Annotated in this window: 19 protein-coding genes; 12 read left to right on the top strand and 7 right to left on the bottom strand. The window is 66.5% G+C overall.

Going from position 1 to position 16287, the window contains the following annotated elements; all coding sequences use genetic code 11:
- Positions 1 to 42: 42 nt before the first annotated feature.
- The gene (locus EDF74_RS09555; protein ID WP_123729933.1) at positions 43 to 477 is read right to left on the bottom strand and encodes a PepSY domain-containing protein; all 435 of its coding nucleotides are present in this window, start codon (positions 475 to 477) and stop codon (positions 43 to 45) included.
- A 141-nt stretch (positions 478 to 618) separates the two neighbouring features.
- Here EDF74_RS09555 and EDF74_RS09550 point away from each other — a divergent pair, with 141 nt between their 5' ends.
- Genes EDF74_RS09550 through EDF74_RS09540 form a run of 3 tightly spaced genes read left to right on the top strand, consistent with a single transcriptional unit; the run spans position 619 to position 2902 of the window.
- Entirely contained in the window at positions 619 to 918 is a 300-nt protein-coding gene (locus EDF74_RS09550; protein ID WP_123729932.1) for a PepSY domain-containing protein, read from the top strand.
- Entirely contained in the window at positions 918 to 1580 is a 663-nt protein-coding gene (locus tag EDF74_RS09545) for a response regulator transcription factor (RefSeq protein ID WP_123729931.1), read from the top strand. Before EDF74_RS09550 ends, EDF74_RS09545 begins: the two co-directional genes overlap by 1 nt.
- Positions 1577 to 2902, top strand: coding sequence for a sensor histidine kinase (locus tag EDF74_RS09540; protein WP_123729930.1), 1326 nt, complete (start codon positions 1577 to 1579; stop codon positions 2900 to 2902). The genes EDF74_RS09545 and EDF74_RS09540 overlap by 4 nt, the downstream gene beginning before the upstream one ends.
- A 194-nt stretch (positions 2903 to 3096) precedes the next feature.
- Here EDF74_RS09540 and EDF74_RS09535 read toward each other — a convergent pair whose 3' ends face one another.
- Complete coding sequence (locus EDF74_RS09535) at positions 3097 to 3420, bottom strand: DUF6122 family protein (protein ID WP_123729929.1); 324 nt, start codon at positions 3418 to 3420, stop codon at positions 3097 to 3099.
- A 94-nt stretch (positions 3421 to 3514) separates the two neighbouring features.
- On the bottom strand, positions 3515 to 5404 hold the full coding sequence (gene speA / locus EDF74_RS09530) for an arginine decarboxylase (protein WP_123729928.1): 1890 nt from the start codon (positions 5402 to 5404) through the stop codon (positions 3515 to 3517).
- Positions 5405 to 5596: 192 nt separating this feature from the next.
- Here speA and speE point away from each other — a divergent pair, with 192 nt between their 5' ends.
- Positions 5597 to 6451 carry a polyamine aminopropyltransferase gene (gene speE / locus EDF74_RS09525; protein ID WP_123729927.1) on the top strand — a complete coding sequence of 285 codons (855 nt, stop codon included), beginning with the start codon at positions 5597 to 5599 and terminating at the stop codon, positions 6449 to 6451.
- Between the two features lie 132 nt (positions 6452 to 6583).
- Here speE and EDF74_RS09520 read toward each other — a convergent pair whose 3' ends face one another.
- The gene (locus EDF74_RS09520; protein ID WP_184997178.1) at positions 6584 to 7489 is read right to left on the bottom strand and encodes an aspartyl/asparaginyl beta-hydroxylase domain-containing protein; all 906 of its coding nucleotides are present in this window, start codon (positions 7487 to 7489) and stop codon (positions 6584 to 6586) included.
- A gap of 298 nt (positions 7490 to 7787) precedes the next feature.
- Here EDF74_RS09520 and EDF74_RS09515 point away from each other — a divergent pair, with 298 nt between their 5' ends.
- Together EDF74_RS09515 and EDF74_RS09510 are read left to right on the top strand one after the other, a co-directional pair.
- Entirely contained in the window at positions 7788 to 8663 is an 876-nt protein-coding gene (locus tag EDF74_RS09515) for an alpha/beta hydrolase (RefSeq protein ID WP_184997176.1), read from the top strand.
- Between the two features lie 199 nt (positions 8664 to 8862).
- Positions 8863 to 9516, top strand: a complete 654-nt coding sequence (locus tag EDF74_RS09510; RefSeq protein ID WP_123729925.1) for an RIO1 family regulatory kinase/ATPase — start codon at positions 8863 to 8865, stop codon at positions 9514 to 9516.
- Positions 9517 to 9545: 29 nt separating this feature from the next.
- Here the strand turns inward: EDF74_RS09510 and EDF74_RS09505 are convergent, their stop codons facing one another.
- On the bottom strand, positions 9546 to 9884 hold the full coding sequence (locus EDF74_RS09505; protein ID WP_123729924.1) for a P-II family nitrogen regulator: 339 nt from the start codon (positions 9882 to 9884) through the stop codon (positions 9546 to 9548).
- Positions 9885 to 10011: 127 nt separating this feature from the next.
- Here EDF74_RS09505 and ubiK point away from each other — a divergent pair, with 127 nt between their 5' ends.
- The gene (gene ubiK / locus EDF74_RS09500; protein WP_123729923.1) at positions 10012 to 10272 is read left to right on the top strand and encodes a ubiquinone biosynthesis accessory factor UbiK; all 261 of its coding nucleotides are present in this window, start codon (positions 10012 to 10014) and stop codon (positions 10270 to 10272) included.
- Between the two features lie 67 nt (positions 10273 to 10339).
- A complete protein-coding gene (locus EDF74_RS09495) occupies positions 10340 to 10744 on the top strand; it encodes a hypothetical protein (protein WP_123729922.1) in 405 nt (134 codons plus the stop codon).
- 6 nt (positions 10745 to 10750) lie between these two features.
- Here the strand turns inward: EDF74_RS09495 and yidA are convergent, their stop codons facing one another.
- Positions 10751 to 11590, bottom strand: coding sequence for a sugar-phosphatase (gene yidA, locus EDF74_RS09490; RefSeq protein WP_123729921.1), 840 nt, complete (start codon positions 11588 to 11590; stop codon positions 10751 to 10753).
- Between the two features lie 159 nt (positions 11591 to 11749).
- Here yidA and EDF74_RS09485 point away from each other — a divergent pair, with 159 nt between their 5' ends.
- From EDF74_RS09485 to EDF74_RS09475, 3 genes are all read left to right on the top strand, one after another.
- Positions 11750 to 13255, top strand: coding sequence for a YifB family Mg chelatase-like AAA ATPase (locus EDF74_RS09485; RefSeq protein WP_123729920.1), 1506 nt, complete (start codon positions 11750 to 11752; stop codon positions 13253 to 13255).
- A 121-nt stretch (positions 13256 to 13376) separates the two neighbouring features.
- On the top strand, positions 13377 to 13868 hold the full coding sequence (locus tag EDF74_RS18105; RefSeq protein WP_148045936.1) for a hypothetical protein: 492 nt from the start codon (positions 13377 to 13379) through the stop codon (positions 13866 to 13868).
- 59 nt (positions 13869 to 13927) lie between these two features.
- Entirely contained in the window at positions 13928 to 14404 is a 477-nt protein-coding gene (locus tag EDF74_RS09475) for a YcxB family protein (protein WP_148045935.1), read from the top strand.
- A gap of 16 nt (positions 14405 to 14420) precedes the next feature.
- On the opposite strand, the gene EDF74_RS09470 is transcribed toward EDF74_RS09475, so the two are convergent.
- Positions 14421 to 15371 (bottom strand): glutathione S-transferase family protein, encoded by a 951-nt coding sequence (locus tag EDF74_RS09470; RefSeq protein WP_123729917.1) that lies wholly within the window; start codon positions 15369 to 15371, stop codon positions 14421 to 14423.
- Positions 15372 to 15567: 196 nt separating this feature from the next.
- Between EDF74_RS09470 and EDF74_RS09465 the strand changes: the two genes are divergently transcribed.
- Positions 15568 to 16239, top strand: a complete 672-nt coding sequence (locus tag EDF74_RS09465) for a VOC family protein (RefSeq protein ID WP_123729916.1) — start codon at positions 15568 to 15570, stop codon at positions 16237 to 16239.
- Positions 16240 to 16287: the final 48 nt, after the last annotated feature.

Genomic DNA, 16287 nt, shown 5'->3' with positions numbered 1-16287 from the left:
ACCCGGCCGTTCGTGCATCCAGCGCGCGGTGGCGCGCTGGAATCAATCCCACCAGCCATCGCGCTTGCTGGCGAGCACGCGGCCGTCGTAGCCACTCATGCGCACTTCCACGCGCTGGTTGCGGGCGTTGCGCGCATCCAGGGTCCAGGTCGCGCCATCGCGCTCGATCGACTCGATCTGCGTCAACCCGGCCTTGCCCGCCAGCGCCAGGATCTGCCCGGCGTCCAGCACGGCGCGGCCATCGCGCGGATCGAAGATCTCGCCCTTGGTGTCATCGATGATCACTTCATCGACAGTGCCGTCCTTGCGGGTCACGTCCGCTTCCCACACGCCATCGTCGTGCTCCAGCTCATGCACCTGGGTGTAGCCGGCCGCGCTCAGCTTGGCCTGGACCTGGGCGGCCGACAGGTTGGCGGCAAAGGCCGGGGTGGCGAACAGCGCAGCGGCCAGGGCGGTAGCGGCAATCATCGTCTTCATGGGAATCCTTGAGGGGGCACCGGTCCATTCCGGCACCGCCAGTCTGGCCACCGCGCCTAACCGGAGCATGAGGGCGACTGTTAGATACTGTTTAGACAGCCCCGGTATACCGGTGCCCTGCCCTTTGCCCTGCGTGCCCGCATGTCTGCCCTGTCCCTGATGCTGCCCCTGCTGCTGACCCTCGCCCCGCAGGACCCGATGCGGGTCCTCGACGGTGGCAGCCGTCAGCAGGACAGCGTTCGCCAGGCGGTGCGGCAGGGTCGCTTCGTGCCGCTGGAGCAGGTGGTCGCCGACGCGCTGCGTCGCTACCCCGGCAAGTTGATCGAGGTGGAACTGGATGACGGGAAATACGAGATCGAGATCCTTGGCCCGGACGGCGTGGTGATGGAGTTGGATTACGATGCCGCCACCGGCCGCCTGCTGAAGATGGAAAAAGACTGATGCGCGTGCTGCTCGCCGAAGATGACGCCCTGCTTGCCAGCCGATTGCAGACGCTGCTGGAAGAGGCCGGCTACGTGGTCATCCACAGTGCGGAGGGGCGGGATGCCGAGTACCAGGGCCAGATCGAGGACATCGCCGCGGCCGTGGTCGATCTGGGCCTGCCGGGCCTGGATGGGCTGAGCGTGATCGAACGCTGGCGCCAGGCCGGGCGCGACTTCCCGGTGCTGGTGCTGACCGCCCGCGCCCGCTGGCACGACAAACTGGCCGGCTTCGATGCCGGCGCCGACGACTACCTGACCAAACCGTTCCAGCCAGAAGAGCTGCTGTTGCGCCTGCGCGCGCTGATCCGCCGCAGCGCCGGCCACGCGCATCCGCGCCTGCAGTGCGGCCCACTGGTGCTGGACGTCAACGCCGGCCGCTTCGAGCTGGACGGCGCGCCGCTGGCACTCAGCGCGCAGGAGCACCGCATCCTCAGCTACTTCATGCATCACCCCGATACCGTGTTGAGCCGCTCGCGGCTGGGCGAGAACGTCTACGAGGACGGCTTCGATCCAGACTCCAACACGCTCGATGTACTGATCGGCCGCATCCGCCGCAAGCTCGGCAGCGAACTGATCCACACGCATCGCGGCCAGGGCTTCCGCCTGTCGGCAACGCCATGACCACCGGCTCGCTGCGCACCCGCCTGCTGGTGGCCGGTGGCCTGGGCCTGGTGCTGGTCTCCGCCTTGGCGACCTGGTGGCTGGGCGCGATGTTCGAGCGTTCAGCGCGGGCCGCGATGGATGAGCGCCTGGGCAACGATCTGATCGCGGTACTCGCACTGGCCGAAAGCGATGCCAACGGCCAGCTGCAGTGGCGCGACACGCTGGCTGACGAGCGCTACCGCCGCGTGTTCTCCGGCGACTACTGGCAGGTGCTGGACCAACAAGGCCGCGCGCTCGGACAATCGCGCTCGCTGTGGGATGACGCGCTGGCCGCACCCACCGCGCTGCAGCCGGGACCGGCCAAGGCCTTCGATGCTCCCGGCCCGCTGCAGCAATCCCTGCGTGTGCTGGCCCAGCAGGTCCGCCTGCCCCGCGCCGCCGCGCCGGTGATCGTCATGGTCGCCACCGACCGCAGCCAGCTGGATGCCCAGGTCGCCAGTTTCCGGCAGCGCACTGCGCTCGCCCTGGCGGTACTGATCGCCGTGTGGTTCGGCGTGCTGGTGACCCAGGTGCATTACGGCCTGCGCCCCCTGGCCGAACTGGGCCGCATTGCCGGGCAGGTCCGCAACGGCGAGAACGTGCGCTTCCCGCAGCAGGGCCTGGTCAAGGAAGTCGCGCCGCTGGCCGTCCAGCTCAACGCGCTGCTCGACCATCATCAGCGCATGGTGGTACGCGCACGCCGCAGCGCCGAAGACCTCGCGCACGCGCTGAAGACGCCACTGACCGTGCTCACCACCGAAGCCGAGGGCGATGGCAGCGATTGGCGCCAGACCCTGCGCAGCGAGACCGCGCGCATGCAGGCCAGCATTGATCGTTACCTCGCTGCAGGCCTGGGCGCTGACAGCCAGCAGCGCACGCCGGTGGCGCCGGTGGTGAGCGCGCTGTGCGGGCTGATGCAGCGCGTGCATGCCGCGCGCGGGCTACGTTTTACGTGCGACAGCGACACCACGGCGGTGTTCGCCGGCGCGCGCGAGGATCTGGAAGAGATGCTGGGCAACCTGCTCGACAATGCGGGCAAGTGGGCCAGTCACGCGGTGCGCGTGGAGGTGGCACTACGTGAGAGTCAGCTGCACATCACGGTGAGTGATGACGGTCCCGGGCTTCCCGTGGAGCAGCTGCAGCGCGTGCTGGAACGTGGCGTGCGGCTGGATGAGCGCGCGGCCGGGAGTGGGTTGGGATTGTCGATCGTGGCGGACATCGCCGAGAGCTACGGTGGGACGCTGGTGCTGGCCAATGGCGCGTCGGGGTTGCAGGCGACGTTGACGTTGCCGGCAGGGTAAACGCGCCGTCGCAGACGGCATTGCGTTTGCCATTGGTAGTGCCGGCCGCTGGCCGGCTCCCGACCCTGCGTGGAGCCATGGGTAGTGCCGGCCGCTGGCCGGCTCCCGACGCTGCGTGGAGCCGGCCAGCGGCCGGCACTACCGGTCATGTGCAGCGGATCGGAGGCTGCACGACATCCACGCGTAGCGTGGATTCACCTGCCGGCGTGCATCCACCAGCAGTCAATGGCATCCAGCACGATGTGGATGATCAGACCGATGCCGAACAGCCGCGTCTTCTTCGGTATACACAGCCCCGCATACACCGCGATCGCCGGTGCAGTGTGCAGCGGATGGAAACCGATGCTGCAGCGGTTCGGGGCATAGATCGGGTCGGCCAGCAGGTGGTCCAGATCGATGATCCAGCCCAGCAGCATCAGCACCCAGGCGGACATGAAACGCCTGCGCCAGAACATCCACGCCAGCACAGCCGGTACGGCCGCATGCAGGAACAGATGAAAGATCGCGCGGGCGCTCATGGGATTTCCAGGTGCCGTGGAAGGACGGCCAGGCAGTGCCCGACGCTACGGACGGCCGGGTGAGGCCCGAAGGCCATCACCCGTCGCCACCGGTTTACGCGAGGGGCTCGTCGGACAGGTAGGTGTAGCCGGTCAGACCGGCTTCCAGTGCCTCGGACAGTTCCTGCGCGCGCTCGGGCGAGAGCTTCGCCGCCGCCACGCGCTCGGCGTAGCTGGCGCGCAGATCGGCCAGGCTGTAGCCCACGTAGTCCAGCATCACATCGGTGGTGTCACCGCGGCGCTGCTGGGTGATCGCGTAGCCATCGGCGTCGGCCACCACTTCCACCGCGTCGGTATCACCGAACAGGTTGTGGATGTCGCCGAGGATTTCCTGGTACGCACCGACCATGAAGAACGCGATGCGGTAGCTCTCACCGGACTTCAGCGCGTGCAACGGCAGCGAGGTGTCCAGGCTCTCGTTCTCGACGTAGGTTTTCACCATGCCGTCCGAATCGCAGGTCATGTCCGCGATGATGCCGCGGCGCTCGGGCTGCTCGTTCAGGCGCTCGATCGGCACGATCGGGAACACCTGGTCGATCGCCCAGGCATCCGGAATCGATTCGAACACGCTGAAGTTGACGAAGTACTTGTCGACCAGGCGCTCGTTCAACTCGTCCAGTGCCGGGCGATGGCTCTTTTCGTCATAGCTCAGGCGTGCACGCACGGCATGGGCGATGGCGTAGAACAGGTCGTCGATGCGGGCGCGCTGCGGCAGGTCGATCTGGCCCAGCGCATAGCTGGACAGGCCTTCGGCATGGAAGTGCTGCGCTTCCTGGAACAGCTCCACCGCCGGGCGCTCGTCGAGCTCGGCGTGGATCTCGCGCAGGTGGCGGATCGCCGCCGGCTCGTCGTCATGCTGGTCCGGCACGCGGCCTTCCTGCGCCTCTTCCACTTCCGAGACGTTGGCGATCAGCACCGCGTGGTGCGCGGTCATCGCGCGGCCACACTCGGTGACGATCCGCGGCGGGGTCAGGCCATGCTCTTCGCAGGCATTGGCCAGCGGCTGCACGATGTTGCTGGCGTAGGAGTTCAGGCCGTAATTGATCGAGCAGAAGCTGCGCGAGCGGGTGCCTTCGTAATCCACGCCCAAGCCGCCGCCGACGTCCACGTGGGTGATCTTCGCGCCCAGGCGCGAGAGCTCCACGAAGTAGCGGGTCGCTTCGCGCATGCCGTTGGCGATGTCGCGCACGTTGGAGATCTGCGAGCCCATGTGGAAATGCAGCAGGCTCAGGCAGTCGGCGTACTCGGTATCGCGCAGCGACTTCCACAGGTCCAGCAGCTGGCGCGGCGAAAGACCGAACTTGGCCTTGTCGCCGCCGCTGTTCTGCCACTTGCCCGCGCCCAGCGAGGCCAGGCGCATGCGCACGCCCAGGCCCGGCTTGACGTCCAGGGCCTTGGATTCCTCCAGCACCAGCTTCAGCTCGGAGGGCTTCTCGATCACGATGAACGTCTGCAGGCCCAGCTTGCGGCCGATCAGGGCCAGACGGATGTACTCGCGGTCCTTGTAGCCGTTGCAGACGATCAGGCCACCCGGGCGTGACAGCGCCAGCACGGCCATCAGCTCGGGCTTGCTGCCCGCTTCCAGGCCGAAGCCCTCGCCGTGGTGACTGGCGAGCGTGCCGGCCACGCCACGGTGCTGATTGACCTTGATCGGGTACACGGCGGTGTAGCCGCCCGGATAGTCCCAGTCGGCCTGCGCCTGCGCGAACGCGGCCTGAAGCTTGCCCAGGCGCTGGCCCAGAATGTCCGGGAAGCGCACCAGCAGCGGCAGCTTGGCACCGGCCTCGCGGGCGGCGTCCACGATCCTGGGCAAGGACACCACCGGGCCGTCCTGGCCAGTCGGTCTCACCACCATGTGTCCTGCCTGATCCACGTCGAAGTAGCCATCCGCCCAATGCGGAATCGAGTAGGTCTTGCGGGCTTGGTCGAGGGACCAATCGGTCATTTCAGTGGGCCTGGTTGGTAAAAAGGGGGGTGCATGATAACGCCTATGTGGCGACAGCTCCGTTATCATGCGCGCCCGCGCCCGTGCTCAGGCTTGAAACCTGAACGGGCCAACCCGTCCGGACGTGGCTTGCGCCACGCGGCACCGCCGCCAGCCCGGCTCCAACACCCTTCCGAACAGGACTGCTGCTCCATGACTGACAACAACAACTGGTACATCGAACACTTCGAGCGCACCGGCTCGGCCATCGGCTACCGCCTGACCGGCAAGCTGGATGAAGTGCAGTCGCCGTTCCAGAAGATCGAGATCTTCGCGACCACCGATTGGGGCAACCTGATGACCATCGATGGCGCCATCATGCTGACCAGCAAGGACAACTTCTTCTATCACGAGATGATCAGCCACCCGGTGCTGTTCACCCATGCCGCGCCCAAGCGCGTGGTGATCATCGGCGGCGGCGACTGCGGCACCCTGCGCGAAGTGCTCAAGCACGCCGGCGTGGAGAGCGTGACCCAGTGCGACATCGATGAGCAGGTCACCGTGATGGCCCGCAAGCACTTCCCGGAACTGTGCGATTCCAACGATGACCCGCGCGCCGAGCTGATGTTCGACGACGGCGTGGCCTACATGGCCAACTGCCCGGCCGGCAGCGTGGACGTGGTGATCGTGGATTCGACCGACCCGGTCGGTCCGGGCGAAGGCCTGTTCAACAAGGCGTTCTACGAGAGCTGCTTCAAGGCCCTGAAGGACGACGGCATCCTGGTGCAGCAGTCCGAATCGCCGCTGATGCAGCTGGACCTGATCAACGAAATGCGCGCCGAGATGGGCAAGGCCGGCTTCGGTTCGTTCAAGACCCTGCCGTTCCCGCAGCCGTGCTACCCGACCGGCTGGTGGAGCGTGACCCTGGCCCGCAAGGGCGAGAGCAGCTTCGATTTCCGCCAGGCCGATTCGGCTGGCAAGTCGTTCGATACGCTGTACTACACCGCCGCGCTGCACACCGGTGTGCTGGTGACCCCGCCGTTCGTGGCTTCAGCCCTGAAGGGCTGATCGAAGGCGTGCCGACCAACGGTCGGCACCTACCGGTATAGGATGCGGCAACAAAAAACCCGCGCTGGCAACAGCGCGGTTTTTTTATGTCTGGTAGTGCCGGCCGCTGGCCGGCACCCTGACGCCCCCGGCTCAGATCGCCCAGATGCCGGCGATCACCGCCACCACCAGGCCCCACTTGATCACCTGGTAGGCGACCACGCTGCGCTCGCGCAGGGCCTTGGCCTTCAGGCGCACCTTGTAGACGCTGCCGAAGGCCTTGTTGACGCCACCGGTCGGGTCACCCGGCAGGTTCGGCGAGGCGCCACCGGCCAGCAGCGTGGAGGCAACCGCACGGTTGAACAGACCCGGCAGACCGAAGCGGAGCGGGCGGGCGATATCGCAGAACAGGATCACGCGGTCGTCCGGCGTCTCGTTGTGCGCGTGGTGGATGTAGGTCTCATCGAACATCATCCACTCGCCGTCGCGCCAGCTCTTCCGGATGCCGTCCACGTCGATGTAGCAGGCGTCATCATTCGGCGTGGCCAGGCCCAGGTGCAGGCGCAGCGAGCCGGCGAAGGGATCGCGGTGCGGGCGCAGTTCGCTGCCCGAGGGCAACTGGGCGAACATCGCCGCGCGCACGTCCGGCAGCGATTCCAGCAGCGCGGTGGTCTTCGGGCACAGCGCCTTGGCCGACGGGTGCGAGGGGCCGTACCACTTCAGGTAGAAGCGCTTCCAGCCGCGGCGGAAGAACGAGTTGAAGCCGGCATCGTTGAAGGTGCTGGAGGCGGCGATCTTGTCGGCATCGCGCAGGGCCAGTGCCTCGTCGCGGATCATCTGCCAGTTCTGGCGCAACGGCTCCAGCTGCGGAAATTCCTTGCCCGGATCCAGAAACGGCGTGGTCGGCACCTTCGAGAACGCGTACATGATCACGTTGATCGGGGCCATGAAGCTGGAGTGGTCCAGCAACTGGCGCGACCAGCGTGCACGCACTTTGCCGCGGTAATGGATGTACAGCACGCAGGCAATGAACAGCCCTGCCAGCACGATCTTGATCATCAGTCTTCCTCCGGCATGGCCGGACCCGAAATAGTGGGGGCGATGCACGGCAGGCACCGGCATCGATACGGCGGCAATGGGCGGGGACGTGCCGGGGTGGGGCGGCCGCCAATGTCGCGAGCAACAGCGTATGGTCGGCAGCGCCCGCGTCGCGGTCAAGCACGGGCTGGGCGGCATTCAGCGCGGCTTGGCTGAACGGACCGCCTAGACTGTCCCGATGCACGGTCCTGCCACCCCCGATCCCTACCCCGTCCTCAGCCAGGCCTACCAAGGGTTTTTTGAGCCGGTAGCGGGTGCTGTGGCGCCACGTGCGGAGCGCATTGAAGGTCGCTTCGGCGCGCTGCAGCTGGACCGCCATGGCCCGGCCGATGCCGCACTGAGTGTAGTGCTGGTGCATGGCGCTGGCGGCTATGGGCGGATGTTTGCGCCACTGGCCCAGCGCCTGGCGGTGGCGGGCCATGAAGTATTGGCCCCCGATCTGCCGGGCTACGGGCTCAGCCCTGCGCCCTGGTCACAGGTGGATTACGCAGTGTGGAAACGCAGCCTGCTGGCGCTGATCGAGGCCGAGCACGTACAGCGCGCGCGACCCTTCGTCCTGCTGGGTGCCAGCATCGGCGGCTACCTGGCCTATCTGGTCGCCGCCGAATCGCCCTGGGTGCGTGGTCTGGTGGCCACCACCCTGGCCGACCCGCGCGATCCCGCCGTGCAGGCTGCGCTGGTGCGGCAGCCCTGGATGCGGCGGCTGCTGCCTGCCCTGCGCCCGGTGAGCCGGCTGACCCGGGGCCTGCGCGTGCCGGTGCGCTGGTTCACCCACATGGACCGGATGTCACGCGATCCCGTGCTGTCGGCGCTGGTCTGCCGCGACCCGCTGGGCGGTGGCAACCGGGTCCCACTGGGCCTGCTCGCGTCCTTGTTCGACACCCCGCCGGCCGTGGAGCCCGAGCAGTTCACCCGCTGCCCGGTGCTCATGGTCCATCCCGCGTGCGACGCATGGACGCCTGTGCAGATCAGCGACCGCTTCTTCGAGCGGCTGGCTGCGCCGCGCCAGCGGGTCCTGCTGGAGGCGTGCGGTCACTTCCCGATCGAACCGCCTGGCCTGGACCAGCTGCGCGACGCACTCCTGCCGTTCCTTCACCGCATTGCTCAATCGCCCACTACCCAAACAACTGATTGAAAACGAAATTATTCCGAACGATACAAGATTGTCCGCTTCAGCGTGACGAACTGTTCCACGCTGGGCGACGACATTTCTCCGACATCGTCTGGATTCGTGTACTGGCGAGTACTAAAATTAACGAAATCTTCAGTTCCCACAGTAAGCAGCACCGGTACGCCTGACGCATTGCGCCGACCGCCGGGTCGCACAGACCCCTATGAACACAATTGTTGCCCCGTGTGTCGATGACACCACCCCCGCCGAGCTGCTCAAGCGCGGTGAACGCCTCCTGGAGCCCGATGTCTACCGCACCTGCCTCAATGGCCAGCCCGCGGTGGTCAAGGATTACACCCGGTATCGCGGCACCCCGCTGTCGCCGATCGCCCGCCTGCTGGTCCGCCGCGAAGCGCGCATCCTGCAGCGCCTGAGCGGCTGGAAGCACGCCCCGGCCCTGCTCGGCACCATCGGCGGCCTCGCGCTGGGCATGGAGTTCATTCCCGGCCAGACCCTGAGCGCGGCCCAGTCGGTCGGCATCGAGGTGTTCGAGCAGCTGCAGTACGCCCTGACCCGCCTGCACGCCGCCGGCATCACCCACAACGATCTGCACGGCACCAACGTGATGGTCAGCGGCGGGGTGCCGGTGCTGGTGGACTTCACCTCGGCCTGGCGCAGCCCGCGCTGGCTGCCGGTACACCCGGTCTCACGCCAGCTGCGCCGCAGCGACATGAAGAACCTGCTGAAGATGCGCCAGCGCCTGACCGGCGAGCGCCCCAGCCCCTCCGAGGCGGCCCGGGTGGCCGACCCGCGCTGGGTGGCCGGGGTGCGCGTGGCCTGGAAGCGCTTCTACCGCTGGTTCAAGGGCCACGCCTGATCGCGGGTGCCCTCGGGAAGCCGCGCGCGTTACAGCGCGTCGGCGTCCAGCTCACCGGTGCGGATGCGCACCACGGTGCCCAGGTCGTACACGAAGACCTTGCCGTCACCGATCTTGCCGGTGCCGGCGGCTTTGACGATGGCCTCCACCACCTCTTCGACCTGATTGTCGACGACGGCCACTTCGATCTTCACCTTGGGCAGGAAATCGACCACATACTCCGCCCCGCGGTAGAGCTCGGTGTGGCCTTTCTGCCGCCCGAAGCCCTTGACCTCGGTGACCGTGATCCCGGTGACGCCGCGCTCGGCCAGCGCTTCGCGCACGTCGTCGAGCTTGAACGGCTTGACCACCGCCATGACCATCTTCATCCGTCTGCACTCCTGTGTTCCAGGCTGCGAGGATAACGCCTGTCCGCCGGTGAACGCGATGCGCGCGGTCTAGTGCCGCCGGCAGCGTGGCGGCTTATCCTTGGCGTATACCCCGCGGAGCCGCAGCATGATCGACCTCAACCACCTCGATGACCTCGCCCGCCGCCTGAGCGACATGGTCCCACCGGGCCTGCGCCAGTCGCGCGAAGAACTGCAGGCCACCTTCAAGACCGCGCTGCAGGCCGGGCTGGGCAAGCTGGACCTGGTGACCCGCGAGGAGTTCGACGTGCAGCGTGCCGTGCTGCTGCGCACCCGCGAGAAGCTGGAGTCGCTGGAGAAAGTGGTGGCCGAGCTGGAAACGCGAGGGGCGGCTGCGCCCCGCGAGTGAGGCTACGCCAGGATCTGCGGAGGCGGCAGCGGCTGCCCTCCATCCACGATGCGATAAGGACGTCTGAATGAGTCAACATGATGCCCAGATGCTGGCTATCGCCGGTGCCAGCCTCGCGGCGGTGATCGCCGCCATGTACCTGATGCGCTTCATCCGGATCGACGGCGCGTTTGGCCGCAGCGCCTACCGCGTCGTCTTCTCCGTGCTGGCTGGACTACTCGCACCGACGCTGGTCGTCGGTGGCCACGGCGCGCTGCCTGCCCCGTTCATCGCCTGCCTCCCATTGCTCGCGCACAACACCACGTCCATTGCCGCGCTGGAGCTGGCCGGGTACGGCCTGCTCGCCATCGGTACGGGGATCGGTGGTGGCGAAATGTGGGTCTTCACCCTGCCGACCCTGCTGGTGTTTGCACTGATGATGGCGTTGCCCTGGTCGCGCGCGAAGCGTCGCCGCAGCCGCGCGAGGGGATAACGCGCGTTACACGTCCTGCAGCACGAACCGCTCGATCGCCAGCGCCACGCCGTCCTCGGCGTTGGTCGCGGTCTCGAAGCGCGCCGTCTGCTTCACTGCCGGAATCGCGTTGCCCATGGCGACACTGGTGCCGGCGAACTGCAGCATGGTCAGGTCGTTCTCCTGATCGCCCACCGCCATCACGTTGGCGCGGTCCACGCCGAGGTGCGCGGCCAGCTTCTCCAGGCTCGGGCCCTTGCCGGCGCGGTGATCGAATACTTCCAGGAAGAACGGCGCGCTCTTGAGCACCGCGAAGCGATCTGTCAGTTCCGACGGCAGGCGCTGGATGGCGGCATCCAGCACCTCCGGCTCATCGATCATCATCAGCTTGATGAACTGCATCGCCGGGTCCATGTCCGCCACCCGGCGATACGACAGTGGCACGTTCGACAGGTGCGAATCGGCCACGGTGTAGTGGCTGATGTCCTGGTTGGGCGTGTACATGCGCCGACCATCGAGCGCCTGGAAGTGGATACCGAGTTCGCGTGAGATCCGCTCGCAGAACACGAAGTCCTCGAAGCTCAGCGGAAACTCGATGACGCGCTGGCCGCTGCCGATGTTCTGCACCACCGCGCCATTGCAGGCGATGCAATAGTCCTGCTCGCTCGCGATCCCCAACTGCTGCAGGAACGGTGCCATCCCCGACACCGGGCGGCCACTGGCCAGCACCACCTGCACGCCCTGCGCGCGGGCGCGGGCGATGGCCTGCATCACCCGGGGCGTGAGCGTGTGGGACGGATCGAGCAGGGTCCCGTCCATATCGATGGCGACCAGTTCGATGGCGCCGGAGCGGTGGTGCATATCCATGGTGTTCGACGGCGTGGAGCGTGGGGGCATCCAGTCTAGCGGGAGTGCTGGATACGGTGGCGGCGATTGCCTACCCCACGGCGCGGCAAGTGCTGATGGATCGGGTGCTCCGTGTGCTGCCACTGTGCACGGCATGCCGCAGACCCCGGAAACAACTGCATGAGCCTTGCGCTGGTGCACAGCCGTGCCCGCGCCGGCGTCAAAGCGCCGGCCGTGAGGATCGAGGTATTCCTGTCCGGCGGGTTGCCGCATACCCAGATCGTGGGGCTGCCGGCCGCCGCCGTACGGGAATCGCGCGACCGCGTGCGAGCCGCCCTGATCTGCGCGCGGTTCGAGTTTCCGCAGCGGCGCATCACCATCAACCTGGCCCCGGCCGATCTGCCCAAGGAGGGTGGGCGGTTTGATCTGGCCATCGCGCTTGGCATCCTCGCCGCCAGTGGTCAGACCGATGCGCAGTCCCTGGACAGGTACGAGTTCCTCGGCGAACTGGCCCTGACCGGCGAGCTGCGCGGTGTCGACGGCGTCCTTCCAGCGGCGATCGCTGCCGCGCGGGACGGCCGCAGCCTCATCGTGGCCGCCGCCAACAGCGAAGAAGCCGCACTGGCCCAGCACGCTGACGTTCGCGTTGCCCGCACCCTGCTGGAGGTCTGCAGCGCCCTTGAGAGCGGCACACTGCCTCCGGCCGTGGCGGCTGACCCACTGCCGGTCAGCATCCCCGACCTGCGCGACGTGCGCGGCCAGCTGCAGGCCCGGCGGGCGCTGGAGGTCGCGGCGGCCGGTGGGCATCACCTGCTGCTGCTCGGCACGCCCGGCTGCGGCAAGACCCTCTTGGCCTCGCGCCTGCCCGGCATCCTGCCCGCTGCCAGCGAGCTGGAGGCGCTGGAAGCGGCCACCATCGCCTCGTGCAGCGGCCAGGGCATCGATGCGGGGCGCTGGAGAGAGCGGCCCTACCGAGCGCCACACCATACGGCCAGCGCCGTCGCGCTGATTGGCGGTGGGTCGCATCCGCGCCCTGGCGAGATTTCGCTGGCGCATAACGGCGTGCTGTTTCTGGACGAGCTGCCCGAGTGGAGCCGGCACGCGCTGGAGGTCATGCGCGAGCCGATTGAATCCGGTGTTGCCGTGGTCAGCCGCGCTGCACGTACCGAACGGTTTCCTGCCCGGTTTCAGCTTGTTGCGGCGATGAATCCGTGCCCGTGTGGCTGGGCAGGCGACCGGAGCGGGCGCTGTCTCTGCACCGAGGAGGTCATCCGTCGCTACCGCGGGCGTGTCTCCGGGCCGTTGATGGACCGCATCGATCTGCATGTCGAAGTGCCTCGGCTGGACCCGCGTGAGCTGCGCGATGACGCGCCGCTTGGCGAGGATAGTGCGAGTGTTCGCGCCCGTGTTGTCGCCGCGCGGGAGGTGCAGCTGTTACGCAGTGGGAAGGCAAATGCACAGCTGCTGCCGTTCGAGCTGAGCGAGCATTGCCGGTTGTCGCCAGAGGATCAGCAGCTGCTGGAGGATGCGGTGGAGCGCCTGCAGCTGTCGGCGCGCTCGATGCATCGCATCCTTCGGGTGGCGCGGACGCTGGCGGATCTGGGGCACGCGGAGGAGATCAAGACCGCGCATGTGGCGGAGGCGATCGGATATCGGCAGTTGGATCGGGGGATGGGGGTCCAATAGCAGTGCATCAGCGACCGCCACATCCCACGCCACGCAACAGATCTGCCATCCACGTAGGCCCTCGCGCTCCAGCACAAACGTTGCCTGCCGGGAGCACGAAACACATGGAGAGACGCTACGCATGAAAAATACCGCAGGCCTTGGACGCATCGCTTCGTCTGCCGTTGCTGCCCGCCCCTCTGCCAGCGCTACGGCACCGCGGCATTCGGCTGCGACCAATCCGCCACCACGAGCAGGGGATGCCAGAACCCACCTCAGCGCGGCGCTTACACAGACACCCGATGCCGCCATACGCTCTGCAGCCAACAGCCCTACCGATGAGATGCGCACAGCGCTCGCGAAGCTGGCCTCCGACTACCTATCAGGGAATTCCAGGATCAACCCGTTCAAGCCGCTTGAGGGAACGCTCCTCATGGGAGTGATAGCCAATACCAATGCGGTCTTCACTGAGGACGAGCGTCGCGCGGCATTCGTCGAAGCGGAGTCTCGAGGAATAGTGGCGTCCGGGCCCCGAAACAATGCCATCAGCGCCTATACCACGACGCAGGCGTTCCAGAACATCGGCACGAAGACCCTCTTCGCACACATTGCCCAGCACCGTTCCCAGAAGTGAAACACTGTCTTCAGCAGCGCTCAGCGACACACGGAACGTGGCACCTTGCTGCAATGGCGATGACGTCCAAACACATCCAAGGAGGCTATGTGGAGCACACAGGTCCGCGCATCGAGATCGACGTGTCGTACCAGCTTGCGGAGTATCGGCAGCTGCTGCTTGAAGTCATTGCGATGGACATGGTGGCCCGGAACGAGCATCTGAATCGCGCCAGCCCTTGGAGCTGGCCGAGCGTGCAGAGAGCCGTCCTGGCCGTTGTGGTGCCGCCGATCTTTGCCTGGAAGATGCTCCGCGTCGGTCGCTGTGCGTTCGTCTTCAGTGCGGCAGGCATATCGCGCACAAGCAAAGGCAGGACTGCCTTCCGAACATGGCACCAGGTGAAGCACGTGCAGCGGTTGCAGGCGGCTTATCTCATCGAACTGGTAGAGGGCGGCGCGATGCCGGTACCGTTCCGGGAGATGGACGCAGCGCAGCGCCGACGGTTTGAGCGGCTGTTGGCGTCCGTGCCGGTGGTGACCCCAGGGCCCGCTCGGTGATGGATTGGCAGCCGCCTCAGTAAGCCCGCTCCGGCCCCACCGGCACGATCCCCGACGGATTGAGATGCCCATGGCTCTCGTAATAGTGATGCTTGATGTGCTGGAAGTTCACCGTATCCGCCACCTCGGGAATCGCCATCATCCGCGCCACGAACGCATGCAGGCCAGCGAAGTCCGCAATGCGCCGCACGTTGCACTTGAAGTGCACGTAGTAGACCGAATCGAAGCGGATCAAGGTGGTGAACAGACGGATATCGGCTTCGGTCATGGCATCGCCCACCAGCCACTCGCGTCGCTGAAGGCGCTCGCCCAACCAGCTGAGTGAATCGAACAAAGGCCCGATGGCCTCTTCGTACGCCTCCTGCGTTGACGCAAAACCCGCTTGGTACACGCCGTTGTTGACGGTGGCATAGACGCGTTCGTTGATCGCGTCGATCTCAGCACGCAGCGCTGCCGGATAGAAGTCACCGGCTTTCGCACCCAACCCGTCATAGGCAGTGTTGAACATCCGGATGATGTCCGCCGATTCATTGCTGACGATCCTCCCGCGCTCGCGATCCCAGAGCACCGGCACGGTCACCTTGCCGGTCATTCCCGGCTTGGCGGCGGCATACAGTTCATGCAGATAGCGTGCACCGCGTTCGGGCTCCGGCGTCACCTGCGGGCCGGGCTCAAAGTTCCAACCCTGCTCGGCCATGTGCCAGTTGACCACCGACACCGGCACCAGATCTTCCAAGCCCTTCAGCGCGCGCACGATCAACGTGCGATGTGCCCACGGGCAGGCGAGACTTACATACAGGCGGAACCGCCCAGGCGCCGCTTTGACACCAGGCTCGCCATTCGGGCCAGCACTGCCGTCGGCGCTCAACCAATCGCGGAAGGTGGATTCCTCGCGCTTGAAATGACCGTCCTTGTCAGCGGCACCCGCGGTGCCTTCCTGCCATGTTCCCTCGACCAGCATGCCCATCGCGGGACGACTCCTCTGATAGTGGTGTGTGGTGCGCCGGTGGTGCGTCCCGGCATCGATACATCGTTGTAGCAAATGCGGCAGCAATGCCCGGTGATGGGTGACCGCGATCGGCTTGTGGTGCATCGGGTTCATCACTGAGACACACGCATCTGCGGCAGAATGTCGACGTATCCATGTGGAGAATTGCACCACCATGCGCATCCACCATATCGATCTTCCCGTGTCCGATGTCGCCGCCACCGTGGCGTACTTCCGCGATGAACTTCAGCTGCCGGTCGAGGGCTCGGCCGTGCGCATCGGCTGGAGCACCCTGCAGCTGCAACCCGCAGGATCGAACCCGGTCGGCGGTGTGCACCTGGCGTTCAACGTACCGGCCAATCGATTCGAGGCGGCTACCGACTGGCTCAAAGCGCGCGCCACCCTGCAGCGCGATCTGAAAGGCCATGACCACTTTACGTTCGATGGTCGCTGGGATTCGGAGTCGATCTATTTCACCGGCCCGGACGGTCTGATCCTGGAGTTGATCGCGCGGCGGCGCTTGCCTGCCGGCGAGCGTCAGGGCGAGTTCCATGGCAGCGAGATGACCTGCATCAGCGAGGTCGGCCTGCCCGCTGAACACGTGGGCGAAGTGCAGGCGAAGGCCGAGGCGGCCTTCGGGTTGAATCCGTTGTCACAGCCCACGCCGCACTTCGCACCACTCGGCGATGACGAAGGCCTGTTGATCGTGGTCGATGCGACGCGCCGCTGGTTCCCGGAGCAGAAAGTGCTGCCGAATGCGCGCCGCCTCCGCGTTGTGCTGCATGACGTGGTGCCTGGGGCGGCTGTGGAAGACGCAGCACTGGGCTGGCACCTGCGCTCGGCCTGAGCAGGCCCGAACGAACGAAGCCCCGCCGTAGCGGGGCTTCAGTTCACA

The organism is Stenotrophomonas rhizophila (genome assembly GCF_003751305.1).
Taxonomy (GTDB): domain Bacteria; phylum Pseudomonadota; class Gammaproteobacteria; order Xanthomonadales; family Xanthomonadaceae; genus Stenotrophomonas; species Stenotrophomonas rhizophila_B.
This window is presented reverse-complemented; position numbering and strand designations above follow the sequence as displayed.

Bases quoted from the DNA above. Each gene is read 5' to 3' on its own strand.
- EDF74_RS09555 (WP_123729933.1), bottom strand. From the start codon at position 477: ATGAAGACGATGATTGCCGCTACCGCCCTGGCCGCTGCGCTGTTCGCC.
- EDF74_RS09550 (WP_123729932.1), top strand. From the start codon at position 619: ATGTCTGCCCTGTCCCTGATGCTGCCCCTGCTGCTGACCCTCGCCCCG.
- EDF74_RS09545 (WP_123729931.1), top strand. From the start codon at position 918: ATGCGCGTGCTGCTCGCCGAAGATGACGCCCTGCTTGCCAGCCGATTG.
- EDF74_RS09540 (WP_123729930.1), top strand. From the start codon at position 1,577: ATGACCACCGGCTCGCTGCGCACCCGCCTGCTGGTGGCCGGTGGCCTG.
- EDF74_RS09535 (WP_123729929.1), bottom strand. From the start codon at position 3,420: ATGAGCGCCCGCGCGATCTTTCATCTGTTCCTGCATGCGGCCGTACCG.
- speA (WP_123729928.1), bottom strand. From the start codon at position 5,404: ATGACCGATTGGTCCCTCGACCAAGCCCGCAAGACCTACTCGATTCCG.
- speE (WP_123729927.1), top strand. From the start codon at position 5,597: ATGACTGACAACAACAACTGGTACATCGAACACTTCGAGCGCACCGGC.
- EDF74_RS09520 (WP_184997178.1), bottom strand. From the start codon at position 7,489: ATGATCAAGATCGTGCTGGCAGGGCTGTTCATTGCCTGCGTGCTGTAC.
- EDF74_RS09510 (WP_123729925.1), top strand. From the start codon at position 8,863: ATGAACACAATTGTTGCCCCGTGTGTCGATGACACCACCCCCGCCGAG.
- EDF74_RS09505 (WP_123729924.1), bottom strand. From the start codon at position 9,884: ATGAAGATGGTCATGGCGGTGGTCAAGCCGTTCAAGCTCGACGACGTG.
- ubiK (WP_123729923.1), top strand. From the start codon at position 10,012: ATGATCGACCTCAACCACCTCGATGACCTCGCCCGCCGCCTGAGCGAC.
- EDF74_RS09495 (WP_123729922.1), top strand. From the start codon at position 10,340: ATGAGTCAACATGATGCCCAGATGCTGGCTATCGCCGGTGCCAGCCTC.
- yidA (WP_123729921.1), bottom strand. From the start codon at position 11,590: ATGGATATGCACCACCGCTCCGGCGCCATCGAACTGGTCGCCATCGAT.
- EDF74_RS09485 (WP_123729920.1), top strand. From the start codon at position 11,750: ATGAGCCTTGCGCTGGTGCACAGCCGTGCCCGCGCCGGCGTCAAAGCG.
- EDF74_RS18105 (WP_148045936.1), top strand. From the start codon at position 13,377: ATGAAAAATACCGCAGGCCTTGGACGCATCGCTTCGTCTGCCGTTGCT.
- EDF74_RS09475 (WP_148045935.1), top strand. From the start codon at position 13,928: ATGACGTCCAAACACATCCAAGGAGGCTATGTGGAGCACACAGGTCCG.
- EDF74_RS09470 (WP_123729917.1), bottom strand. From the start codon at position 15,371: ATGGGCATGCTGGTCGAGGGAACATGGCAGGAAGGCACCGCGGGTGCC.
- EDF74_RS09465 (WP_123729916.1), top strand. From the start codon at position 15,568: ATGCGCATCCACCATATCGATCTTCCCGTGTCCGATGTCGCCGCCACC.